20 protein-coding genes are annotated in these 22,434 nt (G+C 68.4%); 12 read left to right on the top strand and 8 right to left on the bottom strand.

The window, feature by feature from the left end; translation table 11 throughout:
- The 7 genes from WHX56_RS22680 to phbB all read left to right on the top strand — a co-directional run bounded on the left by WHX56_RS22680 (position 1) and on the right by phbB (position 8,360).
- A complete protein-coding gene (locus WHX56_RS22680; protein WP_129242162.1) occupies positions 1–1,881 on the top strand; it encodes a TRAP transporter large permease subunit in 1,881 nt (626 codons plus the stop codon).
- Between the two features lie 68 nt (positions 1,882–1,949).
- Entirely contained in the window at positions 1,950–2,489 is a 540-nt protein-coding gene (locus tag WHX56_RS22685; protein WP_338879082.1) for a VOC family protein, read from the top strand.
- 34 nt (positions 2,490–2,523) lie between these two features.
- Complete coding sequence (locus WHX56_RS22690) at positions 2,524–3,801, top strand: ribulose-bisphosphate carboxylase large subunit family protein (RefSeq protein WP_338879083.1); 1,278 nt, start codon at positions 2,524–2,526, stop codon at positions 3,799–3,801.
- Positions 3,798–5,147: a four-carbon acid sugar kinase family protein gene (locus WHX56_RS22695; RefSeq protein WP_338879084.1), complete on the top strand. Its 1,350-nt coding sequence runs from the start codon at positions 3,798–3,800 to the stop codon at positions 5,145–5,147. The genes WHX56_RS22690 and WHX56_RS22695 overlap by 4 nt, the downstream gene beginning before the upstream one ends.
- Positions 5,148–5,336: 189 nt before the next feature.
- Positions 5,337–7,076 carry a PHA/PHB synthase family protein gene (locus tag WHX56_RS22700; RefSeq protein ID WP_338879085.1) on the top strand — a complete coding sequence of 580 codons (1,740 nt, stop codon included), beginning with the start codon at positions 5,337–5,339 and terminating at the stop codon, positions 7,074–7,076.
- A gap of 77 nt (positions 7,077–7,153) precedes the next feature.
- Complete coding sequence (locus WHX56_RS22705) at positions 7,154–7,630, top strand: hypothetical protein (RefSeq protein WP_287756148.1); 477 nt, start codon at positions 7,154–7,156, stop codon at positions 7,628–7,630.
- Positions 7,620–8,360 carry an acetoacetyl-CoA reductase gene (gene phbB / locus WHX56_RS22710; protein WP_338879086.1) on the top strand — a complete coding sequence of 247 codons (741 nt, stop codon included), beginning with the start codon at positions 7,620–7,622 and terminating at the stop codon, positions 8,358–8,360. The genes WHX56_RS22705 and phbB overlap by 11 nt, the downstream gene beginning before the upstream one ends.
- 63 nt (positions 8,361–8,423) lie before the next feature.
- Here phbB and WHX56_RS22715 read toward each other — a convergent pair whose 3' ends face one another.
- The 4 genes from WHX56_RS22715 to WHX56_RS22730 all read right to left on the bottom strand — a co-directional run bounded on the left by WHX56_RS22715 (position 8,424) and on the right by WHX56_RS22730 (position 12,675).
- Positions 8,424–9,701 (bottom strand): M28 family peptidase, encoded by a 1,278-nt coding sequence (locus WHX56_RS22715; protein ID WP_338879087.1) that lies wholly within the window; start codon positions 9,699–9,701, stop codon positions 8,424–8,426.
- 86 nt (positions 9,702–9,787) lie between these two features.
- Positions 9,788–10,777, bottom strand: a complete 990-nt coding sequence (locus tag WHX56_RS22720) for a Bug family tripartite tricarboxylate transporter substrate binding protein (protein ID WP_129242154.1) — start codon at positions 10,775–10,777, stop codon at positions 9,788–9,790.
- A 121-nt stretch (positions 10,778–10,898) separates the two neighbouring features.
- Positions 10,899–11,819: a LysR substrate-binding domain-containing protein gene (locus tag WHX56_RS22725; RefSeq protein ID WP_129242153.1), complete on the bottom strand. Its 921-nt coding sequence runs from the start codon at positions 11,817–11,819 to the stop codon at positions 10,899–10,901.
- A 136-nt stretch (positions 11,820–11,955) separates the two neighbouring features.
- The gene (locus WHX56_RS22730; protein ID WP_129242152.1) at positions 11,956–12,675 is read right to left on the bottom strand and encodes a GntR family transcriptional regulator; all 720 of its coding nucleotides are present in this window, start codon (positions 12,673–12,675) and stop codon (positions 11,956–11,958) included.
- A gap of 127 nt (positions 12,676–12,802) precedes the next feature.
- Here WHX56_RS22730 and WHX56_RS22735 point away from each other — a divergent pair, with 127 nt between their 5' ends.
- The 5 genes from WHX56_RS22735 (at position 12,803) to WHX56_RS22755 (ending at position 18,727) form a co-directional block, all read left to right on the top strand.
- A complete protein-coding gene (locus WHX56_RS22735; RefSeq protein ID WP_338881820.1) occupies positions 12,803–13,798 on the top strand; it encodes an Ldh family oxidoreductase in 996 nt (331 codons plus the stop codon).
- 31 nt (positions 13,799–13,829) lie between these two features.
- A complete protein-coding gene (locus WHX56_RS22740) occupies positions 13,830–15,056 on the top strand; it encodes an iron-containing alcohol dehydrogenase (RefSeq protein ID WP_129242151.1) in 1,227 nt (408 codons plus the stop codon).
- Positions 15,057–15,087: 31 nt separating this feature from the next.
- The gene (locus WHX56_RS22745; protein ID WP_338879088.1) at positions 15,088–16,536 is read left to right on the top strand and encodes an NAD-dependent succinate-semialdehyde dehydrogenase; all 1,449 of its coding nucleotides are present in this window, start codon (positions 15,088–15,090) and stop codon (positions 16,534–16,536) included.
- A gap of 69 nt (positions 16,537–16,605) precedes the next feature.
- Positions 16,606–17,694 (top strand): isocitrate/isopropylmalate dehydrogenase family protein, encoded by a 1,089-nt coding sequence (locus WHX56_RS22750; RefSeq protein WP_129242149.1) that lies wholly within the window; start codon positions 16,606–16,608, stop codon positions 17,692–17,694.
- A gap of 49 nt (positions 17,695–17,743) precedes the next feature.
- A complete protein-coding gene (locus tag WHX56_RS22755) occupies positions 17,744–18,727 on the top strand; it encodes a Bug family tripartite tricarboxylate transporter substrate binding protein (RefSeq protein ID WP_129242148.1) in 984 nt (327 codons plus the stop codon).
- A gap of 46 nt (positions 18,728–18,773) precedes the next feature.
- Here the strand turns inward: WHX56_RS22755 and WHX56_RS22760 are convergent, their stop codons facing one another.
- From WHX56_RS22760 to WHX56_RS22775, 4 genes are read right to left on the bottom strand one after another with little or no spacing between them, the layout of a single operon-like run.
- A complete protein-coding gene (locus WHX56_RS22760; protein WP_338879089.1) occupies positions 18,774–19,391 on the bottom strand; it encodes a 2-hydroxychromene-2-carboxylate isomerase in 618 nt (205 codons plus the stop codon).
- A gap of 24 nt (positions 19,392–19,415) precedes the next feature.
- Complete coding sequence (locus tag WHX56_RS22765; protein WP_338879090.1) at positions 19,416–20,381, bottom strand: tripartite tricarboxylate transporter substrate-binding protein; 966 nt, start codon at positions 20,379–20,381, stop codon at positions 19,416–19,418.
- Between the two features lie 24 nt (positions 20,382–20,405).
- Entirely contained in the window at positions 20,406–21,680 is a 1,275-nt protein-coding gene (locus WHX56_RS22770) for a CoA transferase (protein ID WP_338879091.1), read from the bottom strand.
- 14 nt (positions 21,681–21,694) lie between these two features.
- Positions 21,695–22,384, bottom strand: a complete 690-nt coding sequence (locus tag WHX56_RS22775; RefSeq protein WP_338879092.1) for a glutathione S-transferase family protein — start codon at positions 22,382–22,384, stop codon at positions 21,695–21,697.
- Positions 22,385–22,434: the final 50 nt, after the last annotated feature.

The raw sequence follows: 22,434 nt of genomic DNA on the forward strand, positions 1-22,434 counted from the left end.
ATGTCTTCCCTGTCCGCCCCCCACGCCGCGCCGCCCCTGTTGCCGGCCCATCCCTTGCGCCGGGCCGCCGGCGCGCTGGACGGGCTGCTGGGCTGCGTGGTCGAGCACGCGGCCGCGGCCATCGTGCTGGTCGAGATCGCCGTGCTGTTCGCGGGCGTGGTGGCGCGCTACGCGTTCCACAGCCCGCTGGTCTGGTCCGACGAACTCGCGTCCATCCTGTTCCTGTGGCTGTCCATGCTGGGCGCCGTGGTCGCGCTGCGGCGCGGCGAGCACATGCGCATGACGGCGCTGGTCAACAACGTCGGCCCGGCGCGCCGCGCGCAACTGGAAACGGCCGCCATGGCCGCGTCGCTGGCCTTCCTGGCGCTGATCCTCGCGCCCGCCGCCGAATATGCGCATGAAGAACACTTCATCATCACGCCCGCGCTGGAACTGAGCAACGCCTGGCGCGCCGCCGCCATCCCCGTCGGCATGGGGCTGATGGCGGTCGTCGCCCTGCTGCGCCTGGTGCGCACGCAGACCCTGCCCCAGATGCTGGCGGCGCTGGCGGGCGCCGCGGCCGTCGTCGCGCTGTTCTGGCTGGCGCAGCCGCTGTTCTCCACGCTGGGCAAGCTGAACCTGCTGGTCTTCTTCGTCGGCATCGTCGCGGCCACGGTCTTCGCCGGCGTGCCGATCGCGTTTTCGTTCGCGCTGGCCACGTTCTCCTACCTGGCCCTGACCACCAACACCCCCATGCTGGTGATGGTGGGCCGGCTGGACGAAGGCATGTCCCACCTGATGCTGCTGGCCGTGCCGCTGTTCATCTTCCTGGGCTCGCTCATCGAAATGACCGGCATGGCGCGCGCCATGATCCAGTTCCTGGCCAGCCTGCTGGGCCACGTGCGCGGCGGACTGTCCTACGTGCTGATCGGCGCCATGTACCTGGTGTCCGGCATTTCGGGCTCCAAGATCGCCGACATGGCCGCCATCGCGCCGGTGCTCTTCCCGGAAATGCAGAAGCGCGGCGCCAAGCCGGGCGACCTGGTGGCCCTGCTGTCGGCCACCGGCGCGCAGACCGAGACCATTCCTCCGTCCATCGTGCTGATCACCATCGGTTCGGTGACGGGCGTGTCCATCGCCGCGCTGTTCACCGGCGGCCTGCTGCCGGCCGTGGTGCTGGGCCTGGCGCTGTGTTCGGTGGTGTGGTGGCGCTACCGCAAGGAAGACCTGAGCCTGGCGCAGCGCTTCACCCTGAAGGAGATCGGCCGCTACTTCGCGATCGCGCTGCCCGCCGTGGCCCTGCCCTTCGTGATCCGCGCCGCGGTGGTCGAAGGCGTGGCGACCGCCACCGAGGTGTCCACCATCGGCATCGTGTATTCCGCCATCGTCGGCCTGCTGGTCTACCGGCGTTTCGATTGGGCGCGGCTTCGGCCCATGCTGATCGAGACCGCCTCGCTGTCGGGCGCCATCATGCTGATCGTGGGCTGCGCCACGGCCATGGCCTGGGCCCTGACCCAATCGGGATTCTCGGGCGACCTGGCGCGCCTGATGGCCGGCATGCCCGGCGGCGCCTACGGTTTCCTGGCCGTGTCCATCGTGGCCTTCATCATCCTGGGCAGCGTGCTGGAAGGCATTCCCGCCATCGTGCTGTTCGGCCCGCTGCTGTTCCCGATCGCGGCGCAGGCCGGCGTGCACGAGGTGCACTACGCCATGGTCGTGATCTTCTCGATGGGCATCGGCCTCTTCGCGCCGCCCTTCGGCGTGGGCTACTACGGCGCCTGCGCCATCAGCCGCGTCGATCCCAACGAAGGGATCGGCCCGATCTGGGGCTATATCGCCGCCCTGCTGGTGGGCCTGGTCATCGTCGCGGCCTTCCCCTGGTTCTCCATCGGTTTCCTGTAAAGCCCGCGGCCCGGACGCGGGCCGCGCTTTCCCGGCACTCTCCAACCCTACTCCTGCGAAGATCCATCATGAGTCGTTTCCTGGGCGAAATCCGCCAACTCGGTTATGTGGTCCACGACATCGAAGCCGCCATGGACTACTGGAGCACCACGCTCGGCGTGGGCCCCTGGTACTACAACCCGCGCGTGCCCATCGTGAACTACCGCTACGACGGCGCCAGCCATGAACCCCACAACTCGGTCGCGCTGGCCAACTCCGGCTTCGTGCAGGTCGAGCTGATCCAGACCCGCAACGACGTGCCCTCCATGTACCGCGACTTCCTGCAAGCCGGCCGCACCGGCCTGCAGCACGTGGCCTACTGGACCGACAACTACGACGCCGACCTGGAGCGCCTGCTGGCGCAGGGCTTCAAGCCCAAGATGAGCGGCGAAGTGGGCGAAAAGGGCCGCTTCATCTATTTCGACACCGAATACCACCCCGGCACCGTGATCGAGCTGTCCGAAGTGGCCGGCCCCAAGGGCCGCATGTTCGACCTGATCCGGGACAGCGCCCGCGACTGGGACGGCAAGGATCCCGTCCGCCCCTTCCCCGACCTGAGCCGACTCTGACGCATCCCCTTCGCCACCGCCGCATACCGCCACCATGAATTCCCAATCGTTTACCGCCACGTACCTGATCGAAACCCCGCTGGACCCCGCCCGGGTGGCCGAGGTCATGGCCGGCGAGCAATCCTGCGGCACCTTCACGCGGGTCCAGGGCGAAACCGACGAACTGCGCGCCCGCGCCCGCGCGCGCGTCGAATCCATCGACATGCTGGAGCCCGCCGCCGCCCCCAGCCTGCCCAACGCGTGGCTGGCGCGCCAGCCGGGCGGCATGCCGGCGGAGTACCGGCGCGCCCGCGTGCGCATCGCCTTTCCCGTCGCCAACGTCGGCGCCAACCTGCCGACGCTGGCGGCCACCGTCGGCGGCAACCTGTACGACCTGGGAGAAGTCACCGGCCTGCGCCTGGAAAGCCTGGAACTGCCGGCGAACTACCGAGCCCAGTTCGATATGCCCCGCGCCGGCATCGCCGGCACGCGCGAGCTGACGGGCGTGGCCAGCGGCCCCCTGGTGGGCACCATCATCAAGCCGAACGTGGGCCTGTCGCCCGAGCAGACCGCGCACCTGGCGGCCCAGCTTTGCGCCGCGGGCGTCGACTTCATCAAGGACGACGAGGTCTGCGCCAACCCGTCCCACGCGCCGCTGGCGCAGCGCGTGGCGGCCGTCATGGCCGTCGTCCGCGCGCACCGCGAGCGCACCGGCCGCCAGGTCATGGTGGCGTTCAACATCAGCGACGAAACCGACGCCATGCGCCGCCATGCCGATCTGGTCGAACGCGAGGAAGGCACCTGCGTCATGGCCAGCCTGAACCACTGCGGCTACTCGGCCATCCAGACCCTGCGGCGCGGCACGCCGCTGGCGCTGCACGGCCATCGCAACGGCTACGGCGCGCTGTCGCGCCACCCCATGCTGGGCGTGGGGTTCCAGGCCTACCAGACACTGTGGCGGCTGGCCGGCGTGGACCACATGCACGTGCACGGCCTGCAGGGCAAGTTCTCGCAGGACGACCGAGAGGTCGTGGACTCCGCGCGCGACTGCCTGGCGCCGCTCACGCCCGGCATCGACGACGCCGTGATGCCCGCCTTCTCGTCCGGCCAATGGGCCGGCACCGTGCCCGCCACCTGGTCGGCCGTGCGCAGCGACGACCTGCTGTTCATGTCCGGCGGCGGCATCCTCGCCCACCCGGACGGCCCGGCCGCCGGCGTGCTGAGCATCCGCCAGGCCTGGCAGGCGGTGCGCGAGGGGCAAAGCCTGGACGACTACGCACGCCATGCCCCCGAACTGCGGCGCGCCATCGAGTTCTTCGGAAACCGCGCATGAACGGCGGCGAACGCGGCCCCGCGGCGCCGCGCGTGGCCTGGTACGGAGACGATTTCACCGGCGCCACCGACACGCTCGCGGAGGTGTCCCGCGCCGGCCTGCGCAGCCTGCTGTTCCTGGGCGTGCCCACGGCGGAGCAACTGCGGCGCGCGGGCCCGCTGGACGCCATCGGCATCGCGGGCGCGGCCCGCGCCATGGCGCCTTCCGAGATGCAGACGGAACTGGGCGGCGTGGGCCGCTTCCTGGCCGGCGCCGGCATCCGCGTGCTGCACTACAAATGCTGCTCCACCTTCGACAGCGCGCCCCACGTCGGCAGCATCGGCGCCGCCGTCCGCGAACTGCGCCGCCACATGCCCAATCCGCTGGTGCCCATCGTCGGCGGACAGCCCAGCATCGGGCGCTATTGCAGCTTCGCCCAGTTGTTCGCCCGCGCCGGCTCCGCCCCCGACATCCACCGCATCGACCGCCACCCGGTCATGAGCGCGCATCCCGTCACGCCCATGCACGAAGCGGACCTCCGCCTGCACCTCGCGGCGCAAGGGCTGCCGGCTATCCGCTCGGTGCCGCACACCGCCTACCCGCGCTTGCGGCAGGCCTCGGACGCGCCCGCCGTGGAGGACTGGATCGACCGGACCATCGAGTCCGCCGACGGCCCCCTCTTGCTGGACCTGGTCGACGACGAACAACTGGCCGTCATCGGCCGCCTGATCTGGCGCGCCGCGTCCCGCCTGCCGGTCCTGGCCGTCGGCCCCAGCAGCGTGCAGCAAGCGCTGGCCCGCGCCCTGCCCGACGCACCCGCGAGCGCCGCCCCGGCCCCGCTGCCGGCGGCCCGGGGGCCGGTGCTGGTGGTGGCCGGCAGCCTGTCGCCCGTCACGGCGCGGCAGATAGCCGCCTGCCGGCACTACACGCGCCAGCCGCTGCGCGTGGAACGCCTGCTCGCGGATGCCGCCTACGCCGCCGAACAGGCCCGGCAGGCCGCCGCCACGCTGGCCCAGGGCCGGAACGTGCTGGTGCATACCGACCGGCCGGCGCAGGCGCCCTCCGCCGAGCACACCGCCGCCACCGCCCGCGCCACCGCGCGGCTCGCCGCCGCGATCGTGCAGGGCAGCGCCCAGGCCGGCACGCGGCTCGGCCGCGTCGGCATCGCGGGCGGCGACACTTCCAGCCAGGCCACCCTGGCCCTCGGCCTGTGGGGCCTGGCGTTCCGCTGCGTGCTCGCGCCCGGCGTCGCCGTCAGCATCGCCCGCAGCGACGACCCGCTGACCGATGGCCTGGAACTGATGCTGAAGGGCGGCCAGATGGGCGGCGACCTTCTGTTCGACGATTTGGCGCTGGGGATGGGCTGAGGGGGTGGCGCCATCGGCCGCCGGCTTATCTGCCACGGTCTTGATCTCCGTCGAGGAAGTCCCAGTCGGTTTTGGCCGATAATCATCTGGCAGGCGAAAGAAATCCGCCCGCAATCCAGACACAATCGAGTTAATCCTGCTTATCAAGCGGCGCTCCCCCCGCGCCGCAACGAAAAAGGTGGCAGATAGATGAGCAAGCGCGCGCCCCCCTCACCGGACAATACCGCCCAGGCTCTGGACACGGCGGCCAAGGCGGCGCTGGCGCGCTGGACCGCGTCCTTCTCGCCCGCCGCGGGGCTGCTTGCCTGGACGGACTGGGCCGCGCACCTCGCCAATGCCCCGGGCAAGCGCCTTGCCCTGACCGAATTGGCCCTGCACCAGGCCGGCATGCTGGGCCAGTATCTGCTGGCCCAGTGCGCCGGCGACGGATCGGCCCCCTTGCCTTCCACGGACCGGCGCTTCGCCGACGCCGCCTGGCAACGCTGGCCCTTCAATGTCTATCACCAGCAATTCCTGCTCGCGCAGCAATGGTGGGAGACCGCCACGAGCGGCGTGCCCGGCGTCGATCCCCACCATGCCCAGGTGGCCGCCTTCGCCGCGCGGCAGTGGCTGGACGTGCTCTCCCCGGGGAACATCCCGCTCACCAATCCGGTGGTCATCCGCCAGACGTGGGAAGAAGGCGGCGCCAACCTCGCGCGCGGCGCGCGCAACGCCGCCGAGGACGTGCTGCGCGAAATGGCGGGCCAGCCGCCGGCGGGCGCCGACCATTTCCGCCCGGGCAAGGAAGTCGCCATCACCCCCGGCAAGGTGGTGCTCCGCAACCGCCTTATCGAATTGCTGCAATACGAGCCCGCGACCAAGACCGTCCATCCCGAACCGATCCTGGTGGTGCCGGCCTGGATCATGAAGTACTACATTCTGGACCTCTCGCCGCACAACTCGCTCATCCGCTACCTGGTCAACCAGGGCTACACGGTGTTCTGCGTGTCGTGGAAGAATCCGGACGCGTCCCACCGCGACCTGGGCATGGACGACTATCTCAGCCTGGGCATCGGCGCGGCGCTGGACACGGTGGCCGCCATCGTGCCGCGCCGCCGCGTGCATGCCACCGGCTATTGCCTGGGCGGCACGCTGCTGGCCATCGCCGCGGCCGCCATGGCGCGCGACGGCGACGACCGGCTCGCCAGCCTGTCGCTGTTCACCGCCCAGACCGATTTCAGCGAACCCGGCGAACTCGGCCTGTTCATCGACGAAAGCCAGGTCAGCATGCTGGAAGCGCAGATGGCGCGCACCGGCTATCTGCGCGCCGGCCAGATGGCGGGCGCCTTCCAGATGCTGCGCTCGTACGACCTGCTGTGGTCGCGCATGGTCAACGACTACCTGCTGGGCAGGCGCCGCCCCATGTCCGACCTCATGGCCTGGAACGCCGACGCCACGCGCATGCCCGCGCGCATGCATGGACAATACCTGCGCCGGCTTTTCCTGAACAACGATCTTGCCCAGAACCGCTACGAAGTGGGCGGCCGGCCCGTCATGCTCGGCGACCTGCGCCTGCCCATTTTCTCGGTAAGCACCGAGACCGACCACGTCGCGCCGTGGCGTTCGGTCTACAAGCTGCACTACCTCAGTCCCGCGCCCCTGACCTTCCTGCTGACCACCGGCGGCCACAACGCCGGCATCGTGAGCGAGCCCGGCCATCCGCGCCGCGCCTACCGCATCCTGTGCCGGCCGGCGAACCAGACCAGTCTCACCGCCGATGACTGGCTGGCGCAGGTGCCGCAACAGGAAGGCTCGTGGTGGCCTGCCTGGCTGCAATGGCTGGACAGCCAGTCGGGGCCGGCCAACGCCAAGCCGCCCGCCATGGGCGCGCCCCGCCGCGGCCTGCCGGTATTGGATCCCGCGCCCGGGACTTACGTGCTGGAGACGTAGCCTGCGTTTTCGCTAGACCCTCGGCCAGTCCGCCTGAACGAGAGCCCTCCTTTTCACACACTTTGCAAGGACGGATCATGAAGAAAGCCATAGCAGCCCCCGCCAGTCCTCCCGCGGCCCCGGCCTCGATGCTGGGCGCCAACCTCGCCTTTTGCCAGCGCCTGGCCTCGCTGGCCCAGGAAAGCCAGGCCCGCTGGGCCGAGCTGGGACAGCGGATCTGGGACGAACACGCCCACTTCTGCCAAGCCGCGTTCGCGCCCCTGCCGGAGACCCCAAGCTGGAAAACCCTGGCGCCCGCCCTGGGCGAAGCCGCGCAGCGCCAATGGCAGGCGCGCCTGAACGCCGCCGAAGCCGTCACGCACGCCGCCTTGTCGGAACAGGCCACGCTCGCCGCGGGCCTGTCCGAAGCCATGAATACCTGGCAGCACGATAGCGCCTGCGCCTGCAACGCGCTGATAAACGTTCCCGCCGAGAATATCTGGACCGCCATGGCCCAACAAATGACCTCCTCCGCCCAGCCGCAGCAAGCTTCGGGAGAACGGCATGGAAGCTAAGCACACCGCGCTTGTCACGGGAGGCATGGGCGCGCTGGGCCAGGCCGTGGCCCATGCGCTCCATGACGCCGGCCACAAGGTCATCCTTACCTGCCACCGGCACAGCCCCAAGGTACAGGCGTGGCTGGACACGCAGAAAGCCGCGGGGCGGGAATTCCTCGCCTATCCCGTGGACGTGGCCGATTACGACTCATGCCGGCAACTGGCCGCCGCCCTCGCCGCCGACGGGCATGCCATCGACATCCTCGTGAACAATGCCGGCGTCACGCGCGACGCCAGCCTGCGCAAGATGCCCCACGACGACTGGAACGCGGTGCTGCGCACCAATCTGGACTCCATGTTCAACATGACTCAGCCCTTGCTGGACGGCATGGTGGAGCGGGGCTGGGGACGGATCGTCAACATTTCCTCGGTCAACGGCTTCAAGGGCGCGTTCGGCCAGACCAACTACGCCGCGGCCAAGGCCGGCATCCATGGCTTTACCAAGTCCCTGGCGCTGGAAGTCGCGCGCAAGGGCGTAACCGTCAACACGGTATCGCCCGGCTATCTGGATACCCCGATGGTGGCGGCCGTGGCGCCCGATGTCCTGCGCGACAAAGTGCTGCCCCAGATCCCCGTCGGCCGCCTGGGCAGGCCCGAGGAAATCGCCGCGCTCGTCGCTTTCATCTGCAGTGACCTGGCGGCCTTCATGACGGGAAGCAACGTCGCCATGAACGGCGGCCAATACTGAGGCCGAGGCGGCCTGGGGCCGGCATGGTCCGCCGGCCCGGCTCGCTGCCCGCCCTCGCCGCCCTTATCTCGACGCCAGGGACTCGAGCTGGGCGTCGCTCATGCGCAGCGCCGCGTCGGCCATCGCGCAAGTGACCGCCACGGCCTGGCGCAGTTCGGCTTCCTCGATGATGCCGGGCACGTCGCCCGCCGACAGGATATTGTTGACCCGCGACTCCGGCTTGCCGAATCCCGCCAGCAGGCGCAACGCCGGAATGCCGTGGCGCGCGAAGTTGGCATGGTCGGAGTTCGGCATCAGCGGCAGCCACGTGGCCACCGGCACGCCGCTGGCTTCGGCGGCCGCCTGCACCATCGGCGCCAGCGCCGGGAAATCGCTGATCAGCGCGGTCAAGGCCGCATCGCCCGCCACCGTATCGAGGTTGATGTCGAGCTTGATGCGCGCCCGCTCCGCGGGAGCAAGGTCCGCCAGGTAGCGCGCCGAGCCGGTCAACGCCCATTCCTCGGCGCAGAAAAAACAGAGCCGCAGGCTGGGCGTATCCGGTCCGACGCGCGCCGACAGGGCCCGGAACGCGGCCAACGCCGCCGCCACGCCCGTGCCGTTGTCCAGCGCGCTCGTGCCCAGGTCATGGCCGTCCATATGGGCGCTGATGACGATCACGCCGTCGCGCCCGCCCGCGATTTCCGCGATACCGACACTGGCGCGCGCATCGTCGATCTCGCTGCCCCTGGCCACGATGCGCACGCGCGCCGCGCCGGCCGCGCAGGCCGCCGCCAGCGCCGCGCCGCCTTCATGATCGATATACATGGCGGGGATGCCGGCGCCGCCGCGCGGCCTGCCCGAGGAACCCGACAGCACGCCTTGCCCGGGCACGTTGTTGGCGATCAGGAACGCCGCGGCGCCCGCCTCCACCGCCATGTCGTACTTGCGGCGGCGATGCACATGATCGCCGGTGAACGGGTATTCGTGGCGCACGAGCACGGCGCGGCCGCGCGCGGCGGCGCCAAGCCGGGCGAAATCGTCGGGGCTGCCCGCTCCCGCGTCAACCACCTCCAGTTCCAGCCCGCCGGCCGGCGTGGACGCCGAACGCAACAGCGGGCGGCAGGCCAGGGGCTGCGGCGCCGCCCCCAACAAGTCGAGGCTCGCCAGTTCGCAGCGCCAGCCGTCATAGGGCACTGTCAGCAACTGCGCGGTGGACGCGGCCTGCCGCGCCCGGCCCATGGCCCACTCCATGGCGGCGTCATCCTGCCCGCTGCCGGACATGCGTCCGCCAAAGGAGCAGACCGTCTCGAAATCACTCATCAGCGCCGCGTCATGGGCGGCGGCATGAAGCCAGGGTTCCATCTTGGATGTCTCGTGTTCTGGCGCCGGCGTCCGTCGGGACGGCGGCGACCGCATTGGGGGAAGGCAACGGGCGTCGGGCCCGCGCGTCACTCGAACTTGATGCCCGCGCGCTGGACCACGTCCTGCCAACGGTCGAAGTCGGCGTTCAGCAACCGGGTCAGCGCCTCGGCGCCCGCGTCGGGCGGCGCCGCCACGCCGACGCTGCCCAGCCGCTGCTTGACGGGCGCGGACTGCATGACGGTCTTCATGGCGCTTTCCAGCTTGTCGAGCACCGGCTTGGGCGTGCCTGCCGGCGCCATCAGGCCCCACCAGCTTTGCACCGTCAGCTTCGGCAGGCCCAGTTCCTCGAAAGTCGGCACATCGGGCGTGGCGGCCTCGCGCGCCGGCGAGGACACGGCGATCGGCGCGATCTTGCCCCCCTGATAGAGCGCGGCGGCCGTGGGCATGGTGGTGAAGCTCACCTGGATCTGGCCGCCCGCCAGGTCATTGACGGAAGCCGACGCCCCCTTATAGGGAATATGCACGAGCCTGCTGCCCGTGTTCAGCATGAACAGCTCGGCCATCAGATGCGTCAGCGAACCGTTGCCGCCGGAACCGATGGAAATGGACCCGGGCTTGTCCTTGGCGGCCGCGATCAACGCCGGCACCGTCTTGCCCTCGAAACGGGGATTGACGAACAGGTACATGGGGGACAGGCCCAGCAGCGAGATCGGCGCGAAGCCCTTCCGCGCGTCATACTTGACGCGGTCGCCATACAGCGCGGGCACGATGGTGAACGGCACGTCGGCCAGCAGCAGCGTGTAGCCGTCGGCGGCTTCGCCCGCCACGTAGGCGGTGCCGATCATCGATCCCGCGCCCGCGCGGTTCTCCACCACGACGGGCTGGCCCAGGGCCGCGCTCAGTTGATCGCTGATGCCGCGCGCGATGACGTCCGAACTGCCTCCCGTGGCATAGGGCACGATCAGGCGCACGGGTTTGTCGGGATACTCGGCCTGCGCCGGCGCGCCGGCAAAAAGCGCGGCCACGGCCAACGCGGGCAGGATGCGGGCGATGCGCGGGAACTTGGACATGTTCATGGTGTGGATCGAACCAGTAGGTCGCTAGGGTCCGGCCATTCTGGCGGCTCCCGGCCGGCCCGCGCAAAGGACATATGCGCATGGGGCATTCCACAGTGGAATACCGGCGACCGCTGCCCGTTCAGCGCGCCAGATACGCCCGCACCTGCGCGTTGAACGCCGCGGCCCGTTCCGCCACCCAATCGCAGAAGGCGTCGGCATAGGCCCCTCCCACGTTGGGACGGGGCTGCATCAGGTAATAGCCGTAGCGGCCCTCGACCGATTCGCCCAAGGGGCGCGCCAACTGCCCCGATTCCAAGTGCGAAAGGACCATGCACACCGGCACGATGGCGGCGCCCAGCCCGTGGAGGACGGCGGGCAGCAGCACGGAAAACCCTTCGTACTCGGGCGCCGTGGCCGGCGCGCCGGCCCAGAGCGGCGCCACGTCGGCGCGCCACTCGTCCCAGCTATAGCCGCGCTGGGCGCGCTTCAGCAGCGGCACCCCGTCGAGGTCCTCGACGGTGCGCACCGGATGGCGCGCCAGCAGGGAAGGCGCGGCCACGAGCGTCATCTCGCGGCCGCACAGATATCGCGCCGACATGCCCGCCACGTGGCCGGTATGCAACTGGATCTCGGCATCGAAGCGCTCGGCCTGGTCGCGGCCATACAGCAGGCGCGGCCTTACGTTGACCCGCACTTCCGGGTGCAGGGCAAAGAATTCGGCCAGCCCGGGAATCAGGCAGAACTGCGCGAACGACGGAGACACCGCGACGTTCAGCGCCACGCGCGACATGGGATGCGCCACCAGCGCGTCGGCCTCGTCGATCAGGCGCACGGCGGCGCTGATCCGTTCCAGGTAAAGCGCGCCGGCATGCGTCAGCCGCAGCCCGTTGGGCAAGCGCTTGAACAGCGCCGTGCCCAGGCGGTCTTCCAACGCGCCGATGTGCTTGCTCACCGCGCTCTGGGTCAGGTGCAGTTCTTCCGCGCTGCGGCTGAAATTGAGGCTGCGCGCCGCGGACAGGAAAATCCGCAGCGTAACCAGCGAATTCCGGGATCCCTTCATGCCGCAAGCGCCGGCCGCGGCCGGACGTTCTCCACCGCTTCTTTTCCGTTGCCCATCATGCGCGCGCCCCTGCCTGGCTTTTCAAAGAAGGGAAATATGACACAGCTTCGGCCCGCCGGCGACGGCGTGCCATGCCTCAATCCAGCATTTCGAAGAATGGCGCCATGCGTTCGCGCGACCGCAGGATATGGTCGCGCATGGCGGCCTGGGCGCCGTCGGCATCGCGCCGGTCCAGCGCCTGCACGATGCGCGCATGTTCGGTCACGGCCTCTTCCGTCACCCGGGAATGGAAGCGCAGCCGGAACAAATGCGTGTGCGCGTACAGCCGCGCAAGCGCCTCGGCCAGCAGTTCATTGCCGCTTTGCTCCGCAATCCAGGAATGGAATTGCGCGTCCAGCACGGCGAACTTGCCGTAGGCCACGCGCGCGTCGTCGGCGCTCGGCGCGCTCATCGCGGCCGACAGCGCCGCCAATTGCTGGCGCGACGCATCCGTCATGCGTTGCGCGGCCAGGCTGGCTCCGAATGGTTCCAGTTGCAGGCGCAGTTCATACATCTGCTCGAAGCGGCGGCGCGACGGCATGGGCGCGGCGCTGTAGCCCACGTGGTGCGTCTTCACGACCAGGCCTTCCGTTTCCAGCCGGATCAGCGCGGCGCGGATCGGCGTTTGCGACACGCCCAATTCCCGGACCAGCGCATCCACCGCGATCCGCATCCCTGGCGCGATCTTCAAGGAAATGAGCTGCGACAACAGCGTTTCGTAGACCTCATCGCCCAATGAGCGCACGCGCTCGCCCAGGCGCGGCCCGCCGGGCGCGGCCGAGGACGCGGCTGTGGAGCCGAGGGAGAGAGTCGTCATGGTTGTCCCCTAGGTTTGCCAATAATCGGTTGACGTCCAATTTGTTACGAGGTTAGCATAAATCAGATCGTATTTCAGATCCGATCTGATTTAACCACTTACCGAGACTATGACGACAACGATAAAAATGGGGGAGGCATGGGAGGTCTGCATGCGCGCGCTGGAACAGGCCGGCACCCCCGCCGGTCATGCCGCGACGCAGACCAACCTGCTGCTCGAAGCCGAACTGCGGGGCCGCGCCTCGCACGGGCTATTGCGCCTGCCGCGCATCATCGAACGCATCCATAACGGCGTGGCGGACCCGAAGACCCGCGGCAAAGCCGTCTGGCGCTCGCCCGCCTTCCTGGACCTGGATGGCGAGCGCGGCCTCGGCCCCGTCATCGCGCTGGCGGCGCTGGACCAGATCCGCGAACGCGCCCGCGAGACCGGCATCGCCATCGCGGCGGTCAGCAACAACAACCATATCGGCATGTTGGCGCTGTATGCGGAACAGGTCGCCCGCGAAGGCCAGATCCTGCTGGCCCTGTCGACCAGCGAAGCCCTGGTTCATCCCTGGGGCGGCCGCCGCGCGTTGATCGGCACCAACCCCATCGCGATCGGCGTGCCCACCGAGGACGAACCCTTCGTGCTGGACATGGCCACCAGCCAGGTCGCCATGGGCAAGATCCACGATTACGCCAACCATGGCCGGGCGCTCGAGCCAGGCTGGGCGCTGGACGGCGCCGGCAACCCCACCACGGACGCCGCCGCCGCCAAGTCCGGCGCGCTGGCGCCCTTCGGCGAGGCCAAAGGCTACGCGCTGGGCCTGGCGTTCGAACTGCTCGTCGCCAGCCTGACGGCCTCCGCGCTCGGCACGGCGGTCAAGGGCACGCTGGATTCCAGCGCCGCCTGCAACAAGGGCGACGTCTTCATCGTGGTCGAAGCGGGATCCGGCGCGGTCGCCGCCCGCATTTCCGCTTACCTGGACGAGATCCGCGCCTGCCCCGCCCTGCTGCCCGGGCGGTCCGTCGCGGTGCCGGGCGACCGGGCCCGCGCCGAACGCCGTCAGCGTCTGGAAGCCGGCATCGAACTGGCCGATGACGTCTGGCACCGCATTCTCGACCTGGCGCAATGCGCCGCCTGAACTCCACACGACTCCTCCTCAAGGATCCGCAATGACCGATTTGTTTGGAATCATGCGCACGCCGCGCGCCGTGCTGTTCGGCAACGGCCAGCGCCATGCGCTGGGCCGCGTCGCCGCCGCCCTGGGCCGGCGCGCGCTGATCTGCACCGACGAGCGCTTCGCCGGCACGCCGGAAATGGCCGGGCTGCTCGCGGCCCTGGAAAGCGCCGGCGTGCGCGTCCAGGTGTTCGACCGCACCCAGCCCGACTTGCCCGTCGAAGGCGTCTACGAATGCGTCGCCGCGCACCGCGCGTTCCAGCCCGACACGATCGTGGGGCTGGGCGGCGGCAGTTGCCTGGACATGGCCAAGCTCGTCAGCCTGCTGCTGGCGCACGGCGGCGAGGCCGCCGACTATTACGGCGAATACAAGGTGCCGGGCCCCACGATCCCGGTGATCGCCCTTCCCACCACCTCGGGCACGGGTTCCGAGGTCACGCCAGTGGCCGTGCTGGCCGACAGCGCGCGCGATCTGAAGGTCGGCGTGTCCAGCCCGCACCTGATTCCCCACACGGCCATCTGCGATCCGGAACTGACGCTGACCTGCCCCCGGGGGCTGACCGCCATCGCCGGGGCCGACGCGCTGACCCACGCCATCGAAGCGCTGACCGCGGTGCGGCGCAGCCCGGATCCCGACATCGCGCAGACGCGCGTGTTCGTCGGCAAGAACGCCTTCAGCGACCAGCAGGCGCTGATCGCCATCCGCGCGCTCGCTTCCCACCTTCCTCGCGCGGTCGAAGACGGCTCGGACCTGCACGCCCGGGGCCAGGTCATGGCCGCCGCGTTGGCCGCGGGCCTGGCCTTCGGCGTGGCGGGAACGGCGGCGGCCCACGCCATCCAGTATCCCATCGGCGCCCTGACCCACACCGCGCATGGCGCGGGCGTGGCCACGCTGATGCCCTACGTCATGGATTTCAACGCGCCGGCCTGCGCGGACGACTACGCGGACATCTCGCGGGCCATGGGCGATCCGGAAACCGACCCCGGCCGCCTGGCCGCCAACGCCCCCCGCCACGTCTACGAACTGTTCGCGCGCATCGGCATCCCCGCCACGCTGGAAGGCCTGGGCGTGCGCGCGGACCAGCTCGACTGGATCGCCGGGCAGTCCCTGCTGGCGGCCCGCCTCGTCACGAACAATCCCCGCCCGCTGGACCAGGCAGGCATCGCGGCCATCGTGGCCGCCGCCCATGCCGGGCGGGGTTCGTTCCGCGACGCCCGATAACCCCCCTACTTCCCCTACCCGGAGCTGACACATGACCACCGAGGCCAGCAAGCTGTCCACTGACCTTTACATCGACGGCGCCTGGCGCGCCTCGACCTCGGGCCGCCGCATCGACGTGCTCGATCCGTCCAGCGAGCAGACCATCGCCAGCGTGGCCGACGCCACGCTGGAAGATGCCGCCGCCGCCGTGGACGCCGCCTCGCGCGCCGCCGCCGGCTGGGCCGCGACCCCGGCGCGCCAGCGCGGCGAGATCCTGCGCAAGTGCTTTGAACTGATGATGCGCGACGCCGAGAGCCTGGCCCGCCTGATCTCGATGGAGAACGGCAAGGCGCTGGCGGATGCGCGCGGCGAAGTCGCCTATGCCGCCGAGTTCTTCCGCTGGTTTTCCGAAGAAGCCGTGCGCATCAATGGCGACATCAGCGTATCGCCCAGCGGCGCCAGCCGCATCATCGTGCAATACCAGCCGATAGGCGTCGCCCTGCTGATCACGCCGTGGAACTTCCCCGCCGCCATGGCCACCCGCAAGATCGCGCCCGCCCTGGCCGCCGGCTGCACCTGCATCCTCAAGCCGGCCACGGAAACGCCCTTGACCGCCTATGCCGTCGCCCGCCTGCTCGAAGAAGCCGGCGTGCCTCCCGGCGTGGTGAACGTGGTGACCACCTCCTCGGCCGGCAAGTTCGCCAACGCCGTGCTGGACGACCCGCGCGTGCGCAAGCTTTCCTTCACCGGCTCGACCGAAGTCGGCCGCGTGCTGCTGCGCAAGGCCGCCGACTCCATCATCAGTTGCTCGATGGAACTGGGCGGCAACGCGCCGTTCCTGGTGTTCGACGACGCGGATATCGACGCCGCGGTGGAAGGCGCCATGCTCGCCAAGATGCGCAACGGCGGCGAGGCCTGCACGGCCGCCAACCGCTTCTACGTGCAGCGCGGCGCGCTCGAGGCGTTCAGCGCCCGGTTCGCCGAGCGCATGGCCGCGCTGAAGACCGGCGACGGCGTCGGCGCGGATACGCAGTGCGGCCCCCTGGTCAACGCGGGCGCGGTGGACAAGGTGGCCTCGCTGGTGGAGGACGCCGTCTCCAAGGGCGCGCGGATCAGCACCGGCGGCGCGCGGCTGGACCGGCGCGGCTACTTCTACGCGCCTACGGTGCTGGTGGACGTGCCGCCCGACGCCGACCTGCTGGGCGAGGAGATCTTCGGCCCCGTGGCGCCCATCGTGGCCTTCGATACCGAAGACGAAGCCGTGGCCCTGGCCAACGCCACCGAGTACGGCCTGGTGGCGTATGTGTACACCCGCGATCTCGCGCGCGGCATGCGGGTATCGGAGCGCATCGAGAGCGGCATGATCGCCCTGAACCGGGGCCTGGTCTCCGATCCGGCCGCGCCCTTCGGCGGCGTCAAGCAAAGCGGATTGGGCCGCGAAGGCGCGCACCACGGCCTGCTGGAATTCATGGAAGCCAAGTACATCGCCACCAACTGGTAGCGTGCCGCGCGCGGCCGCGCCCCCTGGCGCGGCCCCCATCCCAAGTTTCACCTCAGGAGACAGCCAGACATGGCTACATATGAAATCGCGACCATCGACGGCGATGGCATCGGCCCCGAAGTCTGCCAATCGGCGATCACCGTGCTGAAAGAAGCCTGCGGCGCCGACCTGCTGGCGTTCAGCAGCTACGACGGCGGCGCCGACCACTACGTCAAGTCGGGCCACGTGCTGCCCGACGACACCTACGCCGCCTGCAAGGCGGCCGACGCCATCCTGCACGGCGCGGCGGGCATGCCCGGCGTGACCTACCCCGACGGCACCGAAGTCGGCAACGACCTGCACCTGCGCCTGCGCTTCCGGCTGGACCTGTACGCCAACGTCCGCCCGATCCGCCTGTACCAGGGCGTCGACTCGCCCCTCAAGCACTTCAAGCCGGGGCAGATCGACTACGTCATCGTGCGCGAAAACACCGAAGGCCTCTACGCAAGCCGTGGCGGCGGCATCGTGCTGCGCGACGAAGTGGCCACCGACACCATCGTCGTCACCCGCAAGGGCATCGAGCGCGTCGCCCGCTTCTCGTTCGATCTCGCCCGCCAGCGCAAGGGCGCGCCGCGCGACGGCAAGCGCCGCGTCACGGTCTGCGACAAGGCCAACATCCTGCGCACCTACGCCTTCTTCCGCAGCGTCTGCGACGACGTGGCGGCGGCCTACCCCGACGTCGAGATCGATTACGCCTATGCCGACGCGATCACGGTGCACATGCTCAAGCGCCCCGACTTCTACGACGTGATCGTGGCCGAGAACATGTTCGGCGACATCATTTCCGACCTGGGCGCCGCCACCATCGGCGGCATGGGCCTGTCGGCGTCGGCGGAACTGGGCGATACGCACGGCCTGTTCCAGGGCGCGCACGGCTCCGCCCCCGACATCGCCGGCCAGAACGCCGCCAGCCCGCTGGCCACCATCCTGTCCGGCGCGCTCATGCTGCGCTGGCTGGGAGACAAGCACGGCGACGCCGCGCTGACCGAGTCCGCCCAGCGCATCGAACTCGCGGTCGAACGCGTGCTCGCCAAAGGCGACCACGTGCCGCGCGATCTCGGCGGCACCGCAAGCTGCACCGACATGACGCAAGCCGTCTGCCGCGCATTGGCCCGCTGAACGCGAGCTACCCCTACCCCAACAAAACACATTACGAGGAGACACCCCAATGCTACGAATCGCCCCCATCCTGTGCGCCGCCCTGACTGCCGCAACCTTCGCCGCCCCGGCCGCCGCCCAGGACTATCCCAGCCGTTCCATCACGGTCATCGTGCCGTTCGCGCCGGGCGGCACCAGCGACACGCTGGGCCGGCTGGTGGCCACTTCGCTGGGCAAGCAGCTTGGCCAGACGGTGGTCGTGGAAAACTCGGGCGGCGCGGGCGGCCTGATCGGCATGCAGAAACTGCAAAAGAGCACGCCGGACGGCTACACCCTGGCCTTCAACAACATGTCGCTGGCGATCCTGCCGCACCTGCACCCCAAGGCCAATTACGACCCGCAGAAGGAGCTGGCGCCCATCGGCATCGTCGCAACGGTGCCCATGGTGCTGTCGGTCAGCAACAAAAGCGGCATCCAGGACCTGCCCGCCATGCTCAAGCGCATCCGCGACGAAAAAGCCGTCAAGCTCAATCTGGGTTCGAGCGGCCCGGGCAGCACGGCGCACCTGGCCGAGGCCATGTTCCTGCATTTCGCCAACGCGCGCGGCGAGCTCATTCCCTACCGCGGCACGGGCCCGGCGCTCACCGACCTGATGAGCGGGATGATCGACGGGGTCATCGACCAGACCGTGACCATGCTGCCGCTGCACCAGGACAAGCGCGTCAAGGCCATCGCCGTAACCGGAACGTCGCGTCTGGCGCAAAGCCCGGACATTCCCACGTTCGCGGAGGGCGGCCTCCCCGAGTTCGACCTGGCCATCTGGAACGGCCTGGTCGCGCCCGCCGGCACGCCCCAGCCCGTCGTCGACAAGCTGTCCGCCGCCCTGTCGCAAGCCATCGACACGCCCGAGTTCAAGACCCGGCTCGAGCAACTGGCGGCGCAAGCGCCGAACACCCAGGAACGCGGGCCCGTGGCCTTCTCGGATCTGCTCAAGCGCGATTCGGAACGCGTGTCATCCCTGGTCAAGAGCGCGAACCTGTTGGGCGCGAACTAGGCCCCAAGGGGCGGCCGGCGCCGCCCCTTGCCGAACAAAGCACGCGCTAGGCGGTGCTTGCCTCCACCGCCCGGCGCTTGATTTCGTCTTCCACGAATTCCATGCGGTCCTTGCCCCAGAACAGCTCGTCACCCACGATGATCATCGGGACGCCGAACACGTCGCGCTCCAGGCCCCGGTCCGTCTCGCGCGCAAGCTCGGCCGCGATTTCATCGGATGCGGCCAGGGCCTCGAAGACATCCGGGTCGATTCCGAGTTCCTCCGCTATCGGGCGCAAGCCCGCGTACTCCGCGATGGTCGCATCGCCTTTCTCCCAATAGCGGTCCATCACCTTCTGCACGAATTCGAGTTCTTTTCCATGGCGCCGCGCCACCAGCGACCCGCGCAGGGCCCGGCTCGATTTGATGGGAAACTCTCGGGGGATACTGAAGGGCAAGCCGTATTTCTCGGCCCAGCGCATCAAGTCCCGCTTCCTGTTGCGCAGCTTCGCCTTGGACTCCTTCATCAGTTCATAGTTGTTGTTCCGGAACACATAACCCAGGTTGAACGGATGAAGCCGCAGTTCGACGCCGTGCCGATCCAGCAACGGCTTGATGAGTTTCAGTGCGAAATAGGTATTGGTGCTTCCAACGTCCCAGTACATTTCGATTTGGTTTTTCTTCACCATTATTCTCCGTGATATGACGGCCTATCGCAGCAACGCCTGCGACTGTTGAATCAAGGGCGCCCAGATCGAAATCTGCTCATTCAGCTTCGTCTGCAATCCCTTGGGGGTCGCCCGCTCGGCGCTGACCGGGGTCGCGCCCAGGTTTCCCATGCTCTCCACGAACGCCGGATCGGCAAGCGCGGCTTGAAGCGCGCGGTCCAGCCGTTCGACGACGGGGCCGGGCACGCCCTTCGGCGCATACACCCCATGCCAGACCGTGACTTCGAAGTGGTCCAGTCCCTGTTCGGCCAGCGTCGGCAAGGCGGGAAGCGCCCGCAGGCGGCCGGAAGTGGTGCTGCCGTAGGCCCGGACTCTGTTGCCGAGTATCGGCTGCAACGTCGTCGTGATCTGGTCGCAAAGAAGATCCACCTGCCCTCCCTGCAGATCCGTCATCGCTGGCGCGGCGCCCTTGTACGGAATTGTCGTCAGCGCCAGGTTCAGGCGGCTCATCAGCAATAGCCCGCAAAGATGGGAAGCCGTCCCGATCCCCGCGTTGCTGAGGTTGATTTTCTTTTGGTTGGCCCGCAGATAATCGACCAGGCCGGTAAAACTGTCCGGAGGAAGGTCTTTCCTGCCGACGAGGGTCATGGGCACGTCGACGACCTCGCCGATATAGGAAAAGTCGTGCCGGGGATCGAACTTGATCTCAGGCGACAGCGATTTGAGCGTCGACATCCCGATGTTGTGGATCAGGAGCGTGTAGCCATCAGGCGCTGCCCGCAGCACCGCGTCCGCGCCCACGATTCCCCCCGAGCTGGGGCGGTTATCGACGATCACCGTCTCCCCGAGGTTCCTGCCCATGGCGGCGGCGAGCTGCCGCGCGACGACATCCGTGGGCCCTCCCGCCGAGAACGGCACAATCAGCGTGATCGGGCGGCTGGGAAAGCGCTGTGCAACGGCAAGCCCCGACACGGACATCAGCCCTATGGCGATAATTTTCTTGATCACCGTTTGTCTCCTTTGTCTTGTTGTTCAAGGGACTCGAACTTTCGCGCGCGTCCTTTGCTCGATCAACGGATCCTGGACCAGGACCTCGTCGTCATACAGTCCTTGAACCTCCGCCGGCGTCAGGCCGAGAAGTTCCTTCAGGACATCCTCGTTATCCTCTCCGAGCGCCGAGGCGCGGAGGCTTTCCTGCGGCCTCCATGCGGAGAACTTCGCCGGGAATCCCGGGATTTCAAACTCCCCTATCACCTCATCCCGCACCTTGCGCACGGTTCCCCGTTCGCGAAGATGCGGGTGAGCCATGGCCTGGTTGAGGGTCAGGACGGGAGCACAGGGAATCCTCTTGGCATCGAGCACCGCCATCGCCCGCTCACGCGTTCCCATTCGGGCCAGCCATCCCTCGAGGATCGCCTTGATGTCCTCGTTGTTATCCCTGCGCAATGACGCCGTGGCGAATCGCGGATCCTCCGACAGTTCCGGCATCTCGAGCGCGCCGACGAACGCGCTCCATTGATGGGGCAGGATGGCCAGGGAAAGATGCGTCCCGTCGCCGCATCGGAATATCCCGGTCGGGCCGCCGTCGGGATGCTGCGAACCGGTGCGCCGCGGCACGTAGCCGTTGCGCAGGGCGACCCTCGGCACCGCGACCTCGTGCATCTGGAAATAGGTATCCAGCAGCGTTGCCTCGACATGCTGCCCTTCTCCGGTGCGTTCGCGGTGCAGCAGCGCGAACCCGACCGCCATGGCAGCGGTCATTCCCGTGGCGGTGTCCCCTATCGCCATCGTTATCAGCGAAGGATCTCCGTCCGGGGAGCCGATCAGGTCTGTTATGCCCGCGTAGGCCTGCGCAATGTAGTCATAGCCCGGCTTCCGGCTGAGCGGCCCATCCTGCCCGGCCAGGGAAATCGAGCACATCACCAGACGCGGATTCAACGCGCGCAGCGCTTCGTAGGACAGTCCCGCCCGCGCCATGACTCCCGGGCTGAAGTTCTCGACGAGCACATCGAACTTCGGAATCATGCGCTTGATGAGCGCCAGTCCGCGCGGATGCTTGATATCCAACGCAATGCTTTTCTTCGAGTGATTGTGCTGGAAGTAATAGGTGCTTCGGCTCGAGCTTCTGTGCTCGGGATTCCGCGATTTCAGGCCTCCGATGCGCGTGCGGTCACCAAAGGGAGCCAGCTCGACTTTGACCACGTCGGCGCCCAGCTCCGCCATGATGCGCGTGCACGTGGGTCCGGCGACGATCTGGGTCAGGTCCAGGACCCTGTATCCCTTAAGCATGGGGAGTGCGGTGCTCATAGTTGTGTCGTCTTTCATGGTTGGCCAAAGAGGTTTTTCCAGCGCTCGCCTTCAGGCGGCTTTCCGCTTCGATCCACCTTTTCGGCCAGCACGGCCAGCCCTCGCTGAACGGCGGGACGAGCCCTGACTTCCGAATACCAGCGGCTGATGTTCGGCCACTCATCCAGGTCCTGCCCCTGCCATTTGTAGGGCCGCAGCCACGGATAGGTCGCAATGTCGGCCAGCGAATACTCCTCTCCGGCGAGGTATGCGCACCTCGAAAGCTGCCGGTCGATGACGCCGTACAAGCGATGGGCCTCGCGCGTGTACCTGTCTATGGCGTAGGGAATGGTCTCGGGCGAGTACTTGCGAAAATGATGGGCCTGGCCCAGCATCGGCCCCACCCCGCCCATCTGGAACATCAGCCATTGCAGGACCGCCGACCTGCGCCGCGCATCGGCCGGAAAGAGATCGCTCTGCGCCTTCTCGGCCAGGTAAACCATGATCGCGCCTGACTCGAACACGCACATGGGCGCGTCGCCCGGCCCTTCGTCGTCGACGATCGCTGGAACCTTATTGTTTGGACTGACGGCCAGGAAGCCGGGCTTGAACTGTTCGCCTTTCCCGATGTGGACCGGCACGACCTCATAGGGCATGGCCAGTTCTTCCAGGAGGATCGACACCTTGTAGGCATTGGGTGTCGACCAAAAGAAAAGTTGGATCATCAACGGTCCCCGTCACGTAAACTCAACGACTGGGATCCATGGTATGGATA

Source organism: Achromobacter veterisilvae (assembly GCF_037619525.1).
Lineage (GTDB): Bacteria > Pseudomonadota > Gammaproteobacteria > Burkholderiales > Burkholderiaceae_B > Achromobacter > Achromobacter veterisilvae.

Excerpts from the sequence above, each read along its gene's own strand:
- WHX56_RS22750 (WP_129242149.1), top strand. The coding sequence starts at position 16,606 with ATGGCTACATATGAAATCGCGACCATCGACGGCGATGGCATCGGCCCC.
- phbB (WP_338879086.1), top strand. The coding sequence starts at position 7,620 with ATGGAAGCTAAGCACACCGCGCTTGTCACGGGAGGCATGGGCGCGCTG.
- WHX56_RS22705 (WP_287756148.1), top strand. The coding sequence starts at position 7,154 with ATGAAGAAAGCCATAGCAGCCCCCGCCAGTCCTCCCGCGGCCCCGGCC.
- WHX56_RS22690 (WP_338879083.1), top strand. The coding sequence starts at position 2,524 with ATGAATTCCCAATCGTTTACCGCCACGTACCTGATCGAAACCCCGCTG.
- WHX56_RS22725 (WP_129242153.1), bottom strand. The coding sequence starts at position 11,819 with ATGAAGGGATCCCGGAATTCGCTGGTTACGCTGCGGATTTTCCTGTCC.
- WHX56_RS22745 (WP_338879088.1), top strand. The coding sequence starts at position 15,088 with ATGACCACCGAGGCCAGCAAGCTGTCCACTGACCTTTACATCGACGGC.
- WHX56_RS22775 (WP_338879092.1), bottom strand. The coding sequence starts at position 22,384 with ATGATCCAACTTTTCTTTTGGTCGACACCCAATGCCTACAAGGTGTCG.
- WHX56_RS22740 (WP_129242151.1), top strand. The coding sequence starts at position 13,830 with ATGACCGATTTGTTTGGAATCATGCGCACGCCGCGCGCCGTGCTGTTC.
- WHX56_RS22715 (WP_338879087.1), bottom strand. The coding sequence starts at position 9,701 with ATGGAACCCTGGCTTCATGCCGCCGCCCATGACGCGGCGCTGATGAGT.
- WHX56_RS22730 (WP_129242152.1), bottom strand. The coding sequence starts at position 12,675 with ATGACGACTCTCTCCCTCGGCTCCACAGCCGCGTCCTCGGCCGCGCCC.
- WHX56_RS22700 (WP_338879085.1), top strand. The coding sequence starts at position 5,337 with ATGAGCAAGCGCGCGCCCCCCTCACCGGACAATACCGCCCAGGCTCTG.
- WHX56_RS22695 (WP_338879084.1), top strand. The coding sequence starts at position 3,798 with ATGAACGGCGGCGAACGCGGCCCCGCGGCGCCGCGCGTGGCCTGGTAC.
- WHX56_RS22735 (WP_338881820.1), top strand. The coding sequence starts at position 12,803 with ATGGGGGAGGCATGGGAGGTCTGCATGCGCGCGCTGGAACAGGCCGGC.
- WHX56_RS22720 (WP_129242154.1), bottom strand. The coding sequence starts at position 10,777 with ATGAACATGTCCAAGTTCCCGCGCATCGCCCGCATCCTGCCCGCGTTG.
- WHX56_RS22680 (WP_129242162.1), top strand. The coding sequence starts at position 1 with ATGTCTTCCCTGTCCGCCCCCCACGCCGCGCCGCCCCTGTTGCCGGCC.
- WHX56_RS22770 (WP_338879091.1), bottom strand. The coding sequence starts at position 21,680 with ATGAGCACCGCACTCCCCATGCTTAAGGGATACAGGGTCCTGGACCTG.
- WHX56_RS22755 (WP_129242148.1), top strand. The coding sequence starts at position 17,744 with ATGCTACGAATCGCCCCCATCCTGTGCGCCGCCCTGACTGCCGCAACC.
- WHX56_RS22685 (WP_338879082.1), top strand. The coding sequence starts at position 1,950 with ATGAGTCGTTTCCTGGGCGAAATCCGCCAACTCGGTTATGTGGTCCAC.